Raw genomic sequence first — 16012 nt, forward strand, 5'->3', positions numbered from 1 at the left:
TATGTATCTCTGTGAAACAACTCATTTTGTGATAATGATTTTTTTAGTTTGAATGCCGGTTTCGTTTTGGAGACGGAGAATGTACAGCCCGGCTGGCAGCTGCTCTATATTTATCTCCTCCTTAACACTGTTAACCGGCCTACTGATAACGTATTGGCCTGTTTCATTTATTAAACTAAGTTCGGTTGCTGATGTAGGAATTTGGTTAAAAGTAACCGTAAGGGTCGTTTTAGATGGGTTAGGATAGATAGTTACACCTGCAAAAGCGGGTTCATTTGCGGTTACTGTTCCCATATCAAAACGGCACAAATAGACTTCTCGACCAGTCAATTCAATAACCTGCTGCCAGGATTTATAGCGGACAGTCAGGCTTGTTTTCTGCCCCTCGGCTGCATACGAATTCTGAGCCGCAATCAGGATTTTATTCTGGTTGACAACGCCCCGCCAAACGGGCTGCTGTTTATCCATCAGCTCTCGGGCGGGCGTAGTTAGAACGAGCTCATAGGTACCCTGAAACATATCGGCAAACCGTGACAGTCGGTAAAGCCCATGCGTAAAATGTTCATAAGCCGCATAGACGTCTGAACGGTTCGACGAAAGCGTTGGATCTTCCCACAGCCATAAACCAGCAGCTCCTGAAAAGAAGGGAAAGATCGCCGTTGCCTCCGCCATAAACGGCTGGATAAAATTCGGGTAGCTGCTGGAACTATCATGAAAGCGTAACCATACCCAGGGAACCACAGGCTTGTTGCTCCACGCCCGGTTCACTTCCACCTGAAAGAGTAAATAAGGCAGGTAATCTTTGGCCAGGGGACTTGGGTAATCATAAAAATAATATGCCGATGGCGACAGAGCATCCAACTGTTGGTAGTAAGGACCGCCAATCCCACGCCCTGTTGAATCCTGCACCAGATAGTTTGTTCGAGCCAGATTGGTGGTCCAGTCTGACCAGCTGAACGTGCCAACGTTCAGGTACGTGTTCAGCACGGGTGTATCCGCGTAACTGCTCAGGCTGATACCCGTAAGGTCGGCATGCTGACGAATATATCGGGCAGCTTCCGTGTACAGATTTCGAATGGCTAACTTATAAGCGGCAATAAAATCGGCATTCGGTAACTTCCGATAGTTCTCCGGTACCCGGTTATCCTGTTTAATACTCAGGATGCGATTATCCGTTTCAAGGATACGTTCATAGTCGAGCACCAGTCGGTTAATGGGAAGAATGTACAGACCGGCAGCATTTTTCTGCCCCCCTGCTATCCCCGAAAGGAAGCTGTCCCATTTGGCACGGTAGGCCCCGAGGTCATTGGCCCATGGACTTTCGATAGTTTCCCAAGGCTGGTTTAATCCCGTAGCAATGCCATAATAAACAACTGCGCGCTGCCTGGGCTGAACAAGGGTGCCAAACTCTGAATTGTTTATATCCACAAGGTGGCTAAACCCATGCCGCAAAGGACTAGCCTGATTGTCGGAAAAGCGAGGCCCACCGTAGATGATGGGAAACGGCAGGGTAAAATCCGGAAATTTACTCCATTCAATCAGATTGGGTTGGCTAACCGGCGTGAAAGTAAGTTTATCGGCACATTGCTGTTGAGCCGTTGCTTCCGGATAGCCATTCCCTAAAAATACCCCTATCCACACGAAGAAAATGCCAAATAGAACACGCATTGCTTGAAGTTTCGTCAAAACTACGGAATTTTAAGGGCGTAAAGCAGTCCTTATGGTAAACGAATACCTGATGGGAGTTCGTTACCATCCAGAATATGACAAACCCTAATCAACCCGATATTTCGATGAATACGCACCGGCTTTTTTTAGTCCTTTTCCTTTTTCTGGGTGCCTTTGCTGGCTGCAAAAGCGATGAAACAACGGACCCCACCCCTACGGCAACCTCTCAAACGGATTTGCTGGTAGCCACAAACTGGCAGATCTCCAGCATTACCACTGCCGATGGCCAGCTTATTAACCCGAGCCGACTCAATCTCGTCAGTCAGTTACTTCCCCAGTTAAAGTTTCAGTTCAGGGCTGACAACAGCGTCCGTGCCCTTGATCCGGCACAATCCAATTCGGTTAAAAATGCCGGAACGTGGTACCTGGCGCCAGACAATAAGTCGATGGATGTCGATGTGACCGGCTTTAAAGGGAACTTCCCGATTATTCAATTAACAAAAAACAAACTTATCCTTCGGCAGATTGCGCCCATCGATGGTAAAAATGCCGACATTAACCTGGTCTTCGATCCTACTTTATAAGAGATTGAGTTGCGGAGTCGGTGATGTAGTTGAATGGGTTGAGTAGAGTCATTCCAACTCTGTACGAATACCCCAACTTCATTCACATCATCATTTTACCCTTCCACAACGCCATACCGTATGAAATTTGAGACGGAACCGGGCTTCTTTATTGCGGCCGATACCTGGGGCGATCCGGCACTGCCACCCGTGATTCTGTTGCACGGGGGCGGCCAAACCCGGCACTCCTGGGGCGATACGGCTCAGCGGCTGGCCGATGCCGGTTGGTATGCGATCACCCTCGATGCCCGCGGACATGGCGACAGCGATTGGTCAACAGAAGGGCATTACAGTTTGGATTACCTCGCCAGTGATCTTCGCACTATCTCGGCAACACTTGCTCAAAAACCAGTCCTGATCGGCGCGTCGATGGGCGGCATGACGGCACTCATTGCTGCAGGTGAACAGTCTGTTGCCTCCGAGCCAATTTGTTCAGCGATTGTGCTGGTCGATATTGCGCCCAGAAACGAACAAAAGGGTATTGAGCGCATTTTTGCGTTTATGAGTGGTAATCAGCATGGATTTGGCTCCCTTGATGAAGCGGCAGAAGCCGTAGCGGCTTACCTGCCCAACAGACCACATCCATCAGACAATAGCCGGTTAGAAAAAAACCTTCGCCTTCGAAAAACCGTAAACGGCGAGGAGCGCTACTTCTGGCATTGGGACCCCACAATGCTGGCCCTTTGGCGTAACCATACCAGCCCGGAACAGCAACAGTATAATGAAGCCCGACTTTATCAGGCCGCCCGATCCCTGACCGTTCCAACCCTTATTGTTCGCGGAGGGATTAGTGACGTCGTGAGTGAAAAGGTCATGGTCGAGTTTCTGGATGCCGTTCCGCATGCCCAGAGCGTTAGCGTTGCCGATGCCGGCCATATGGTTGCGGGGGACTCCAATCATGCCTTTACGAATGAAGTAGTCAAATTTTTACGGGGAGTAAGTACGAGAAGTGAGTCGGTTAGTAAGTAAAAAGTGCAGCAAGTGATGTAAGTTTGTCTACCGCAAATAAGTACCTTGCTGACATTCCTGTACTTATTCAACTATCTACACCTACAGCACTTACCTGATCCTTTTCAATGAAAAACTCCCCCCGTATACTTACAGCCTGGACGTATTATGACTGGGCTAACTCGGTACACGCATTGGTTATTGTATCGAGCATCTTCCCGGTTTACTTCTCGGCAACTGCGCTCAATGAAAACGGTGGCCCCATCATTAGTTTTCTGGGGATGTCAATCAAAAACTCGGTTTTGTTTTCCTACACTATTTCAGCAGCTTTTTTATTCACTGCGCTTTTGTCGCCGATCTGTTCAGCCATTGCCGATTATAGTGGCCGCAAAAAGACATTCATGAAGGCTTTTTGCTATCTGGGAGCCATTAGCTGCAGTTTGCTCTATTTCTTTACGAAGGAAACCACCACGTTCGCGGTGATCTGCTTCTGGCTGAGCCTGATTGGCTGGAGCGGCAGCATCGTTTTCTACAATTCCTATCTGCCCGACATTGCCACCGAAGATCAGTTCGACCGGGTGAGTGCGCGTGGGTTTTCAATGGGTTACCTGGGTAGCGTTCTCCTGATGATTTTTAACCTGCTGGTCATTTTAAAACGCGAGTGGTTCGGCAACATTTCTGAGGGACTGGCCTCCCGTATTGCGTTCCTGACGGTTGGCGTCTGGTGGATAGCATTCGCCCAGATTCCCTTCAGCCGCTTACCGGATGGCGTCATAAAGGCCGGTCGAACCTCCGGAAACTACCTCCTGAATGGATTTAGAGAGTTGCGGGCAGTTTGGCATGATCTACAGGCACAACCCCTCGCCAAGCGTTTTCTGGTGGCTTTCTTCGTCTATAATATGGCCGTGCAAACGGTCATGTATGTGGCAACTTTATTTGGAAGGGACGAATTGAAACTACCCGGTGATAGCCTGATTATTACGATACTGCTTATTCAACTGGTTGCAATTCCGGGGGCTTATGGTTTTTCACGGCTGTCGGGTTGGTTAGGCAATACCTATGGGCTGATGGTTGCCGTTATTATCTGGATCGTTGTTTGTGCCGGAGCCTATTATGTCCAGACCCAATCACAATTTTTTATCCTGGCCGGGGTTGTCGGTTTGGTTATGGGCGGCATTCAGTCCCTGTCCCGGTCAACGTATTCCAAACTGATTCCACCCACTACCGATACGGCCTCGTATTTCAGCTTTTATGATGTTACCGAAAAAGCATCCATTTTTTTTGGCACGCTGATCTACGGGTTAATCGAACAAATTACCGGCAGCATGCGAAATTCAATACTCGCTCTGTTAGTGCTGTTTATAGTCGGATTGATGCTTTTGTGGCGAATTCCTTCACAAAAAGTTTATCATACCCATTTGGAAACAGAGGAAGTTTTGTAAGTTTGCAACCCAGTCGACGATCAATGGCCGGGCTCAAAGGAGGTTAGCTCAGTTGGTTCAGAGCGCTGCTTTGACAGAGCAGAGGTCAGCGGTTCGAGCCCGCTACTTCCTACCACTTAATTACAAAACCTCGAAAACCAGTCGTTTTCGAGGTTTTTTTATGCTTACAGCAACCGTTTCTAAAAACTTCATACCGCTGACAAGTTGATTGTATAATCGACGGTTAACGCTGATGATCAGCCACGCCCTGGTTGATTTACCTTTTTTCACTTCCGATCAGGCCGGTACGCACCGATTGATTTTCTAAAGTGTTGCGAAAAAAGGTGATCTGATAGATTTAGGGGCAGTATACATCGTAATGGAATGATCTGGCCTTAACTTTAAGCAACGTTTTGGACAACTCTTTTTAACGAAACCGACTTCATTCGCCAATGTCTACCCCCTATCGTAAACGCTTTGGCTTATTCCGCAACCCGGCCGTTCGGCAGGAGTTGGAGCGGCTCGATCCCATGCGCGACAACCAACGGATGGTCCACTTGCTATCGGCCTATGAATTTCCTTTCGATATTACCCGGGCGCTTGAATTAGCCCTTTTTCATACCTATGCCAGTCCACGGGTATCGGGTTTGCTGGCCCGAACGGGGGAGTTTGAACGACACGGGCAGAAACGCTACGATGACACCAGCCGTCTGATTGCCGAATTTCTGGAATCAGGCTACGACAGTGAAAATGGGCTTCGGGCAATCAGCCACATGAACCATATTCACGGCCATTACAAAATTGATAACGCTGATTTTCTATTCGTACTGGCCACATTTGTGTTCTATCCGATCGACTGGATACGGCAATATGGCTGGCGAAAATTGACGAAATCTGAGGAGCTTGCCTTCTTCTATTTCTTCAGGGAAGTGGGCCGCCGAATGCATTTACAGGACCTCCCCAACAATCCAGGCGAGTTGCAGCAGTTTACGGACGCCTATGAGGAGAAGTATTTCCGATTCACCGAAAGCAACCGGCGAATTGCCGATGCTACCGTAAAGATCGTGCAGGGATGGTTCCCGGGCTTTCTGCACCCCTTCGTCCAGCCTGCTTTTGCAGCCCTTATTAACGATAAGCTCCGGATGGCTTTCGGCTATAAACGGCCCGCAGGTTGGTTTATAGGGTTAACAAATGGCGCATTGTGGATTCGCAAATGGCCCCTTCGATGGATTACATGTAAACCTTATCCATCGATGATCGAAAAAACTAACTTTCGTTATTACCCCAAGGGGGTACCCGAGATTGAAGCCGTTGGCCCCGACCATATCAGGGCTTCCCGGCCGTCTCCCCCGGGAAATACACACTAACAGAGGGATGCATGGTGTACAGCCGAAACTGCCGACCTTCATTCACCACAATACCGCTTGATTTATTCTCTTTTACGAGGGGATTTTTGTCGTACTTGGTCCAGTGAATCAGATCGGTCGACCGGGCAATGTTCGTTGACCACTCGCGCCAGTCGGCAAAGGCAGATGCGTGGTAGTAGGCATAATAAACCCCTTTGTAGCGAATTACCTGGTTCATAGCTATGGCAAAGCGGTCATATTCGGCCGGGCCTTTTTCCAGTACCGGCTCATCCTGAACATTCGTCCATACCCTAAGGTCTTTCGAGGTCGCCAGCCAGACCGCCTGATCTTTCCGTTCATAAAACAGATACCAGCCATTCTTTTCTTTCCAGATCGTTGGTGTGCCGTAGGGTCCTTTGCTAAGGGGTTCGTGGTTAGTGTATCGTATATCGAGCGGTCCCTCCTCTTTCCAGTTTATTCGATCGGTAGAGGTCAGAAGATGAGCCACATCATCTTTCCCTTCAGCAAACATGTAATACGTGTTTCCATCCTTTACCACGCTCATATCCTCCACCCAGGTCGAAGCATGAATAGGATTCCCCTTATAGCGTGTCCAGATCAGGCCATCGACCGAGGTAGCATAGCCTAAGGAGCGAGTTTGATCGGCCCCTTCCCGGTAGCCGGTATACCACATGTGATACCCCCCTTTTTCCCGCAATATGTAACCCCGCTCCCGAATCTTCTGATCCCAGGTATTGCCTCCCGTTCCGGTAAATACGGGATTGGCGGCATAGGGTTTGAAGGTCGTTAGCTCAGTTGGAAATCCAGGCTCAACCGATTCAAGACGAGAAGATTTATCGGGTGAGGGCAAACGCACCTGTATCAGAGGCAGCATACCAGCGATCAGAATGGCAACCAGGGACATTGTACGGATCATTCGTCTACAGGATTCAGGGTAAACTTTATAGTTGTCAGACAACTTTAGCCCGGTTCGTTCGCTTATTTAAACACATAGGTTCCAACAGCGCCAGCCGGCAAAATAGCTTTTGCCTGATTGCCGGAATTTTCGATCACGAATCGTTGGGCTGACGAACTGTCATTAAGTACGATCAGGACAAGTTGACCGGCAGGTGTTTTAAACGCAACGTTGGGCAACGATTTGGGCAGGTTAGTGTCGATACGAACCGAACCCGGCCGCACGAATTTCGACGCAACCGCCACGTTATAATACCCCGGATTCCGCTGAACTGCGTTCCCGTTGATGGTTAGCGCCCCTAAACATTGATCGCAGCCACCGGGCGTATGCGGTTTCTGCTGCGGATCGGCGGCCATATTCCACTGTAATACCGTACGACTCCAGTTTCGGGTGGCTCCAATGATCAGTTCCCGGACGTGCCAGGCCAGGTCACCCTTCAAATTACCGGGAGCGCCAATCCACTGCTCGGTGAAGTACAAACTTTTGTCAGGGAAGGCATTATGAACCTCCGATAGGGCACTGATAGGCCCGGCATATAGGTGAAAAGCCGACCCATCCACATACTTGCGGGCCTCCGGATCATTCAGCACTGAGAGGGGGTAATCGGGACGGTCGGCATTATGGTCGTAAAGAATAATTTTGGATTTGATACCAGCCTTTTTGAACGCAGACCCTAGATTCTGTTTAATAAAAAGTGCCTGTTCCGCTGGCAGCATCAACAGGCTCGGATTATTTCCAGGATGAAGCGGTTCGTTCTGGATGGTAATGGCGTCGATGCGAATGCCCTGTTTCTGCATTCCCTGAATGTATTTAACAAAATAGCGGGCATAGGCATCGTAGTATTCAAGCTTAAGGCTCCCTCCTTTTGAATTTCCGTTAGACTTCATCCAGGTGGGTGGCGACCAGGGAGACCCCAGTATTTTTATAGCCGGATTAATGGCTAGAATCTGTTTTAAAATCGGAATTAAATGCTCCTGATCGGGGGCCAGGCTAAATTTTGCCAGCGTCGGGTCAGTCTCTCCCGCGGGCAGATCATTATAAGAAAATACACGCTCATCCAGATCCGAGGCCCCGATGCTAACCCGCAGGTAGCTAACACCAATTCCGTTTCCTTCCGTCGAGAACAATTCCTGCAGTAACACCTTACGGGCTGCAACGTCCATACGGTTAAGCAGCATGGCACTGCCCCCTGTCAGTGTATAGCCGAATCCGTCGATGGTCTGGAAGGTTTTTGATGCATCTACGTGAATGGTAGCGTTTGCATTTGCACTTGCATCCGACGAGAATTTAAGTGGGGCTTGCCTGACAAATAAGGCCAATCGATTTCCAGGATCCGTAAGCCAATAATCAATTTGGTCGGGGTCGGTTAAGCCTGACCCAGCTTTTATGTTGTTTTCCGGTTTCCCAGTCACTTTTTTTGTACTGGGTTGACCTTGACTGCCTGCTGCGCAGATCAAAACCAGTAAACTGATTAACGTACAATTATAAAACTGATAGACCATTCTGATGCCTGTCTGATTACTGTGTCTATTTACTGGATACTTTACACTGATACAAACGGAACAGACTATGTTAGAAAATAGCCTTTATTCATTTATACTGCCTATCCAGGATAATTGCCTACAACGGTAAGGCTTACGGAAAAGCGTCATTAACTTGCCACTTTACTGTATGATGTGCGATTAACCTTATTTCAGGGGCCTTTACAGCCAAATCAGCTCACTCTCTGCCTGATTCACTAATTTATCATCAAAAACCATAACCTTTCGATCCCGCTATAATCAAGCACCATATCATCTCTTTTTTTAGTCTAAACCGACAGGCTGTTTTTAGGTACTAGTGATAATGGATTAAAAATTAACTGATACTTACCTTGTGATCACACTTTCTTTAGCCGAACGTGAATTTGTACGTACTCACTTGTCCGATGACGCGCGGGAATTAATGCTTCGTACCCCACCTGCTGGATTGGATATAAAAAAAGTAGTTGCCCAGATTCTGGCCAGACAAAAAGCCAAAGAGAAACTGCCTGACTGGTATGCCAATTCAGCCCTTATTTTCCCTCCGGCCTTATCTGTCGAACAGGCCTCGTCCCAATTAACGGCAGAGTACAAGGCGTCACTTGTTAGCGGTATGCAGTTAGTAGATTTGACTGGTGGCATGGGTGTGGATACCCAGGCCTTTGCCTATCGGATGGAACAGGTTACGTACATAGAGCGTAAGGAAGAACTTGTTGAGTTGGCTGCTTATAATTTACCTCAACTAGGGGCAACTAACGTCACCTTTCTTTGTGGAGATGGGATGGCTTTACTCAAAAATCGGGATGAACCCGATGAGCAGATCGACTGGATTTACCTGGATCCCCACCGACGGGATTCTACCGGGGGGAAAGTGGTGAGACTTGAAGATTGTGAACCCGATGTATCTGAATCGGGCGTATTGGCCTTCTTACAAAATAGAACGAAGCATATCCTGTTAAAGACTTCCCCGTTGCTGGACATTGATCAGGCCATCAAACAGCTTCAGAATACCGTTGAATCTGTACATATCGTCGCCGTTCAGGGCGAAGTGAAAGAAATTTTACTCATCCTTGGTAATCAGCTGGTTAGCAAAGAAGATATTCGATTTAACACTGTTAACCTATTGAATAAACAGACTGTTTGCTTTTCTTTTGACTGGCACGAAGAACGGCAGACTTCTGTTACGTTTGGTAACCCGGGGAAGTACCTTTATGAACCGAACGCGGCCGTTCTAAAATCAGGTGCTTTTCGGCTGGTGGGTTCTCGATTTAACCTCAAAAAACTAGCTCCCAATAGTCATCTGTACACAAACGACACGGTTGAAACGAGTTTTCCAGGGCGCATTTTCTCTGTAATTGAGATAATCAAGCCAGAAAGTAAAGCTTTGAAGGCCAGCGTTCCGGATTTAAAAGCGAATCTCACCGTTCGTAACTTCCCCCAGACCGTTGCAGAGCTCAGGAAGAAATTGTCATTACGCGAAGGGGGCACAATTTTTATATTTGCGACAACGCTACTAAACGGTGAAAAGAGGTTAATCATCACAAAAAAGATTGAAGCGCCCACTTAAGTAATAATTTTGCTACATTTCGACACAACACTATATTACACGAAAACACAGATGAGAAAATCAGCAGCTATCGTATTGATTTTTTGGCAGTTAATACCCAGCCTTTCAACTTTTGCTCAAACTGTTTATGCCGGTGAAAATACCATAGATAAAGCCAAGCTCCCCGGGCTTTACGTGACAATTCCGGGTGATGGGAAGCAGGTTGAGAAAGAGTGGGCTGCTCAACTTCAAACATATGGCCGATCAATATCTTCCCGGGGAACCTACCGGGTTTCTAATGCGAGCATTCCATCAATTTCGTCAGAGCCGATCAACCTGGTCAGCACGGTAAAATCGTCCCGAACATCCTCCACCATTTTTGCTTCTTTCGATTTGGGAAACGGCACCTTTGTTACTCCCGGCGGCACCGGCTATTCAGCGGCAGAAGATCTTTTGAAGAATTTTGCCGGTAATACACTATACAACCAGGAGGTCCGTACGGTTGAAACCAGTTTCGATGAAGCCCAAAAAAACCACCAGAAACTAGTTCGGAATGGAGAACGCCTTCAACGCGAGATTGACCAAAATGCGAAAGAAAAAGAACGGCTTTTGAAACGTATAGACGATAATGCCAAAGAACTTGAGCAATTGACTAAAGACATTGCTACCAACAAAACCGATCAGGAAACCGCGTTGACCGAATTGGAAAACAGAAAAAAGAACGTGGAGGCTGTTAAACTAAAGAAGAGCAACTAACGCGACGAGTAACATAAATGAAACTATCATCGCATTTTAGATTATTTATTTATTCCTGATATTTCAAATCAATTCGTTTACGACAATTATTTTTTTTACTCTACTAATTTTATAGCTTATCAACTTATACTCAGGCAACAGCGGTCAGTTTTGCAGAAAAAGACTTTGTAATTTTTTTTAATAATGCAACAAATTGTCTTAACAGCCCGTTGAGGTCAATAGAGGGCGGTTCGCTGCCCTCGTAGGGGTTTTTTCAAGTTAGCTTGATGGACTCCTAGGTGTGGATAGAAAGCGGAAAGCCTGGTTACCTTGTAGCCGGGCTTTTTTGTTTGAGGTCCCTTTCACTTCCTCACCTATCCAACCGTTAACCGTAAATCAGTTTATAGGTGCAGAGCTTACAGTTTTGAGGACAAGTAGTATATTTAGTCAGGAATAAGCCTCTGAAATTTACGACCGTAAGGGTTTATCTTCACTCCCAATTGTAGACTTTATTGTTTAATCTGCGTAAAATGAGACGTATACTCTTCGCTTTTATTATAATTGTGGGGTTATCAACGGTTGGAGTTGCTCAATCCGGCTCAGTCGATAAAGAGAAATTCGTTCTGCTCAACAATGGAGCCACGGTAGGCATGATTATAAAATCGGCCCTTAAGGCCGACAAACAGCGGTTGTCATTAACAGAGCAACAGCTGCCTCAGGCCAGGGAAATTATTACCACTGCAGCTGTGAGTTTTAACGAGGGCGTTAAAAAGCTAAAAAAGGCCGGAATGAGTAATCAGAAATTGAGAGCCTTGGCCGTTGTGGTTGAAACTGATAAAGTCCATGCTTACAAAGCTATACTAACCCCAAAGCAATATGCTACGCTGGTTGCCAGTCACCTTAAAATTTATCCTGAAAGCAAAGTCTAATCGAGTACCCGCTATCAAGTAATCAGGCAACTGGCTCACCGGAGGGTACAGGACAGTATTGAGGTAAAACCAATTGAAATTTATCTGGTCACGAATTAACTAAAATCGAAATCCCATGGATGCAATTCTCTTAGTTATCGTCCTGCTAATTCCCCTGATCTGGTTCTCAACGGAAAAGATTCAGGCTAACCGCAAGGTAGTTGATACCCCCGGCGACTACATGGGATTTACGTTTGATTCCCCTACTGGAAATAACACTGACAACCCTGAAACCGATACAATAAGCCAATCTTCAAACAAACACGCACCTGATTACACAGGCAGGCTCTATTACAGCATACCGGGCAGGAGTTTTATCGGATACATCTACAACGGTCGAATATTGAGACGAAAATAGCTCAGCTTTTAACGTTCGCTGGCTAGTTGCCCTCCTTATAAAATATTCGTTTAACCCGTTCGCTTACACCAGTCAGGATTTCGTATGGGATCGTGTCGATTCGCTGAGCCAGCTCGGTAATGGGCAACTCAGCCCCAAAGATAATCACTTCGTCTCCTTCACTGGCCGAAGCGGCAGTAACGTCGATCATTGTCATGTCCATACAAATGTTCCCAACCGTCGGACATCGGGTGCCATTGACCCACACCTCCCCTACACCATTTCCCAGTCGGCGGTCATATCCATCGGCATAACCAATCGCCAGGGTAGCAATGCGGGCTTCATGATTTAAAATACCCCGTCGACTATACCCAATCGACTCACCGGCACTCACTGTTTTTATCTGGCTGATAACGGTGCGCAGTGTACCCACCGTTTGCAAGGCCGACTGGTCCGTTTGTGTCGCTTCTACCCCATACAGGCCAATACCCAACCGAACCATATCAAGTTTGTATTCCGGAAAACGAACGATGCCAGCCGAATTGAGCAGATGGCGCGTTGGCCGATAGCCCAGCTCCGATTCGAGTAAATCAGTAGCCCGGATAAACGTGTCATATTGCTGCCGGGAGAATAAATTGAACTGCGCATCGTCGGCACCTACCAGATGACTGAATACAGTCGCCACTTTCATTTCCGAACGGCCGGTCAAAAAATCGGCCACCCCTAACAGCTCATTTTCCAGAAAGCCCAGTCGGTGCATCCCCGTGTCAATTTTCAAATGCAGGGAGTGAGGTCCTGCTTTCGACGCGCTTCGCTCCTGCATGAAATGGCCCCATTCGTGAAGCAGGCGCATGCTGTAGATTTCCGGTTCGAGTTTGTACTCAAACAGCGTGGCAAAGGTTTCGGGCGCGGGGTTCATGACCATAATGGGCAAATCGATGCCGTTTTGCCGGAGAGATACCCCTTCATCGGCATAGGCGACGGCCAGGTAATCGACCCGGTGAAACTGAAGGAGTTGTGCCACTTCAGCACTTCCGCTCCCATAGGCAAAGGCCTTAACCATAACCATCAGTTTCGTGTCGGATGGAGGGTCGTTGCGGCTGATTCGTTCCCGGTAATAGTTTAAATTATGGGTCAGCGCATCCAGATTTACTTCGAGCACAGTGCCATGCACTTTACGCTCCAGCCGATGAACAATTCGCTCGAACGAGAATGGGCGTGCCCCTTTGACCAGTACCGTGCTATCGCGCAGGGAATTAAACGGGAATCGGGCCAGAAACTCATCCGTGGTTTGATAAAATAAACTTGTGTCCGAAAAATAGTGCGCGTTTCGGCTCAAAACGGGGCCAATACCAACGAATCCTTCCACTTCGTTCGTCTGCATAAGCCGACCAACCTGCGCATATAATTCATTTTCTGGCTGCCCAGATTGCAGGACATCCGACAAAATGACAACCCGGCGGCTTCGTGTACTTTGCTGGTTCAGAAACCGAAGGGCCAGTTGAAGCCCCACCATATCATTGTTGTAGGAGTCGTCAATGAGCACACAGTTGTTGATCCCCTCTTTCTGTTCCAGCCGCATGGACACGGGCCGCAACCTGTTTAACCGACTTTGTAATTCAGTGAATGTATAGCGCTGAAGCGACAGCATGGTAACGAGACAATGCATCAGATTTTCTACCGATGCCGGATCCGCAAAGGGTAGTGTCAACGGCTGTTCAAAGGCAATGTTTCGGCCCGTCAACTTTAACTGATTGCCGTTTACCCGCCCCTGATACAGGGCATCATGGCCATTGATGGACCAGGTAATCAACCGCATATCCGGATTGACGGCTTTAAGCAGCATGTTAACTTCTTCGTCGATATCTGGATAATCCGTGCTGTAGATCAGGGATGATGCATGGATAAAGAGCCGTAGTTTTTCGGCAACTTTTTGTTTACGGGTTCGAAAGCCTTCGTCGTGTGCCGTTCCGATATTGGTAAAAATTCCAATATTGGGCCGGATAATGGCTTCGATGGCCTGCATCTCCTGCGCTTTTGAGATACCAGCCTCGAAAATGCCAAGTGTATGACTTTCGGTCAACTCATGAACAGACAGGGGAACGCCTAGCTGGGAATTATAGCTTTTAGGGCTTTTCGCAATTACATACTCATCCGCCAGCAATTGTGCCAGCCACTCCTTCACGATCGTTTTCCCGTTGCTCCCCGTAATGCCAATGACGGGAATACGAAACTGTCGACGGTGCTCGGCGGCTAACGCCTGCAGGGTTTTCAGGCTACTGTCGACCTCAATGAATTCTGCATCCAAATAAGTGGCCAGTTCATCCCGACGTGCGGGACTGATTGCTGACCGTTCGACAACAAACTGGCGAACTCCTTTTTGATAAAGGTAGCCGATGAAATCATGTCCGTCGTGGTGTTCGCCCTGTATGGCAAAAAAAACAGCCTCTTTTATCTGCTCAGCTGATAGCAGGGCGGCAACCAACCTTGAATCGGTAAACCACTGTTTATTTATTAATTGACTCGTCTCTGTTACCATACTATTAACTACATCCACCGTCGCCGACGAAAGTAGGTTATCATTCCTACTGTAACCAAAATCATTACCCCCCACACAACAAAATAACCGTTGCGGGATTTCAATTCAGGCATATTCTCAAAATTCATTCCGTAAACCCCAACGATAAACGTAAGGGGCATAAAAATAGCCGAAAAGATGGTCAGCGTCTTCATGACCGAGTTCATCCGATTGTTGACGATGGAATAATACACATCCATCAGTCCGGCCACCAATTCGCGGTAGGACTCCAGCGTTTCAATGACCTGATTTACATGATCGGCAAGGTCCCGTAAATACGGTATGGTTGTGTGCTGGATCAAGTCAGACTCTCCCCTGAGCAGCGTACCCACAATGTCGCGAAGCGGATTGATTGTCCTTCGTATAAATGACAGTTCACGCTTTAGTTTATATAAGGTCGCCAGCGTCTGCTGGGTCGCTCTTTCCTCAACAATCTCTTCTTCCAATTCATCCATTTTCTCCCCGATTCGCTCAGTGATCAACAAATAGTGATCAACGATAACGTCCAGCAACGCATACAGGAGGTAGTCGGAGTCATTGCGTCGGGTTTTTCCTGCCGACGCTTTGATTCGGTCGATGACGGGCTCAAAAATGTCATTCGTACGCTCTTCCTGAAATGAAATAAGGAATTTTTTACCCATTACCAGGCTAACGTGTTCTACCTCTATCTCTTGCCGCTGGCGACTGTGATGAAGATTTTTGAGAGTAACAAACACCAGCGTATCGTCGTAGAGATCTATTTTAGGTTTCTGTTCTGTATTGACGACGTCCTCCAGCAAAAGCGGGTGCAAATGAAACTGCTGGCCAATAGCAGCTACAACTTTAGGCTCATGAATACCATCTACGTCGATCCAACTGACGAATGGGGCTTCGGTAGCTGGAATTTTGCAGGCACTCAGCTTCGTGCTTTCATCAACATGGTAATCCGTTGCGTTGTAGTCGATCCGCTTGATTTTGGTAGCGTGTTCAATTTCCTGTCCAACATACAGAAGAGTCCCAGGCGACGTGCCGAGGAGTTTCTCGGCGGAGCGATTGTGTCGGTGTCTCGACATAAAATAACTAAATAGACCATCCATCGGATGGTATTGTTTAAAGCAAAGATAAGTTAAGTTAACTACAGCAGCTGTCGCTGATTGTTCACAAGATCATACTCCCCCCTTCCCCAAAGTGCTCATAGAGTAAAATCGTTACTAATATGCCACAAACGGCATTAAACGTTCATTTACACCATCATCTAACAACGTCCTCTCCTTATATTTGCTTTCTGCCAACACGTTCGCTACGACAAATTCATGCAAACTATCGTTTTACGCACTGCTTTTCTTCTCTGTTTTTTCGGCAAGAGT

At 47.4% G+C, this 16012-nt stretch carries 13 protein-coding genes and 1 tRNA gene; 9 read left to right on the top strand and 5 right to left on the bottom strand.

Annotated elements, in window-relative coordinates:
- Positions 1–21: 21 nt before the first annotated feature.
- Positions 22–1668 (bottom strand): T9SS type A sorting domain-containing protein, encoded by a 1647-nt coding sequence (locus ACYVK4_RS15830; RefSeq protein ID WP_461128491.1) that lies wholly within the window; start codon positions 1666–1668, stop codon positions 22–24.
- A gap of 95 nt (positions 1669–1763) precedes the next feature.
- Here ACYVK4_RS15830 and ACYVK4_RS15835 point away from each other — a divergent pair, with 95 nt between their 5' ends.
- From ACYVK4_RS15835 to ACYVK4_RS15855, 5 genes are all read left to right on the top strand, one after another.
- Entirely contained in the window at positions 1764–2252 is a 489-nt protein-coding gene (locus ACYVK4_RS15835) for a hypothetical protein (RefSeq protein ID WP_461128492.1), read from the top strand.
- 120 nt (positions 2253–2372) lie between these two features.
- Entirely contained in the window at positions 2373–3260 is an 888-nt protein-coding gene (locus ACYVK4_RS15840; protein WP_461128493.1) for an alpha/beta fold hydrolase, read from the top strand.
- Positions 3261–3367: 107 nt separating this feature from the next.
- Positions 3368–4681: an MFS transporter gene (locus ACYVK4_RS15845; RefSeq protein WP_461128494.1), complete on the top strand. Its 1314-nt coding sequence runs from the start codon at positions 3368–3370 to the stop codon at positions 4679–4681.
- Between the two features lie 37 nt (positions 4682–4718).
- Positions 4719–4796, top strand: a tRNA-Val gene (locus tag ACYVK4_RS15850).
- Positions 4797–5112: 316 nt separating this feature from the next.
- The gene (locus ACYVK4_RS15855; protein ID WP_461128495.1) at positions 5113–6027 is read left to right on the top strand and encodes an oxygenase MpaB family protein; all 915 of its coding nucleotides are present in this window, start codon (positions 5113–5115) and stop codon (positions 6025–6027) included.
- Here the strand turns inward: ACYVK4_RS15855 and ACYVK4_RS15860 are convergent.
- Complete coding sequence (locus ACYVK4_RS15860; protein ID WP_461128496.1) at positions 5987–6943, bottom strand: glycoside hydrolase family protein; 957 nt, start codon at positions 6941–6943, stop codon at positions 5987–5989. The two genes, ACYVK4_RS15855 and ACYVK4_RS15860, sit on opposite strands and share 41 nt — an antisense overlap.
- A gap of 62 nt (positions 6944–7005) precedes the next feature.
- Entirely contained in the window at positions 7006–8484 is a 1479-nt protein-coding gene (locus tag ACYVK4_RS15865) for a glycoside hydrolase family 30 protein (protein ID WP_461128497.1), read from the bottom strand.
- Positions 8485–8857: 373 nt separating this feature from the next.
- Between ACYVK4_RS15865 and ACYVK4_RS15870 the strand changes: the two genes are divergently transcribed.
- The 4 genes from ACYVK4_RS15870 to ACYVK4_RS15885 all read left to right on the top strand — a co-directional run bounded on the left by ACYVK4_RS15870 (position 8858) and on the right by ACYVK4_RS15885 (position 12109).
- Positions 8858–10069, top strand: a complete 1212-nt coding sequence (locus tag ACYVK4_RS15870) for a THUMP-like domain-containing protein (protein WP_461128498.1) — start codon at positions 8858–8860, stop codon at positions 10067–10069.
- A 51-nt stretch (positions 10070–10120) separates the two neighbouring features.
- Complete coding sequence (locus tag ACYVK4_RS15875; RefSeq protein ID WP_461128499.1) at positions 10121–10804, top strand: hypothetical protein; 684 nt, start codon at positions 10121–10123, stop codon at positions 10802–10804.
- A gap of 491 nt (positions 10805–11295) precedes the next feature.
- Positions 11296–11712, top strand: coding sequence for a hypothetical protein (locus ACYVK4_RS15880; RefSeq protein WP_461128500.1), 417 nt, complete (start codon positions 11296–11298; stop codon positions 11710–11712).
- A gap of 115 nt (positions 11713–11827) precedes the next feature.
- Positions 11828–12109 carry a hypothetical protein gene (locus ACYVK4_RS15885; protein WP_461128501.1) on the top strand — a complete coding sequence of 94 codons (282 nt, stop codon included), beginning with the start codon at positions 11828–11830 and terminating at the stop codon, positions 12107–12109.
- Between the two features lie 22 nt (positions 12110–12131).
- Here ACYVK4_RS15885 and ACYVK4_RS15890 read toward each other — a convergent pair whose 3' ends face one another.
- Complete coding sequence (locus ACYVK4_RS15890; protein WP_461128502.1) at positions 12132–14627, bottom strand: bifunctional UDP-N-acetylmuramoyl-tripeptide:D-alanyl-D-alanine ligase/alanine racemase; 2496 nt, start codon at positions 14625–14627, stop codon at positions 12132–12134.
- 8 nt (positions 14628–14635) lie between these two features.
- Positions 14636–15718 carry a magnesium/cobalt transporter CorA gene (gene corA / locus ACYVK4_RS15895; RefSeq protein WP_461128503.1) on the bottom strand — a complete coding sequence of 361 codons (1083 nt, stop codon included), beginning with the start codon at positions 15716–15718 and terminating at the stop codon, positions 14636–14638.
- Positions 15719–16012: the final 294 nt, after the last annotated feature.

Source organism: Spirosoma aerophilum (genome assembly GCF_054782495.1).

Coding starts and splice junctions, on each gene's coding strand:
- ACYVK4_RS15830 (WP_461128491.1), bottom strand. CDS start 1,668: ATGCGTGTTCTATTTGGCATTTTCTTCGTGTGGATAGGGGTATTTTTA.
- ACYVK4_RS15835 (WP_461128492.1), top strand. CDS start 1,764: ATGACAAACCCTAATCAACCCGATATTTCGATGAATACGCACCGGCTT.
- ACYVK4_RS15840 (WP_461128493.1), top strand. CDS start 2,373: ATGAAATTTGAGACGGAACCGGGCTTCTTTATTGCGGCCGATACCTGG.
- ACYVK4_RS15845 (WP_461128494.1), top strand. CDS start 3,368: ATGAAAAACTCCCCCCGTATACTTACAGCCTGGACGTATTATGACTGG.
- ACYVK4_RS15855 (WP_461128495.1), top strand. CDS start 5,113: ATGTCTACCCCCTATCGTAAACGCTTTGGCTTATTCCGCAACCCGGCC.
- ACYVK4_RS15860 (WP_461128496.1), bottom strand. CDS start 6,943: ATGATCCGTACAATGTCCCTGGTTGCCATTCTGATCGCTGGTATGCTG.
- ACYVK4_RS15865 (WP_461128497.1), bottom strand. CDS start 8,484: ATGGTCTATCAGTTTTATAATTGTACGTTAATCAGTTTACTGGTTTTG.
- ACYVK4_RS15875 (WP_461128499.1), top strand. CDS start 10,121: ATGAGAAAATCAGCAGCTATCGTATTGATTTTTTGGCAGTTAATACCC.
- ACYVK4_RS15885 (WP_461128501.1), top strand. CDS start 11,828: ATGGATGCAATTCTCTTAGTTATCGTCCTGCTAATTCCCCTGATCTGG.
- ACYVK4_RS15890 (WP_461128502.1), bottom strand. CDS start 14,627: ATGGTAACAGAGACGAGTCAATTAATAAATAAACAGTGGTTTACCGAT.
- corA (WP_461128503.1), bottom strand. CDS start 15,718: ATGTCGAGACACCGACACAATCGCTCCGCCGAGAAACTCCTCGGCACG.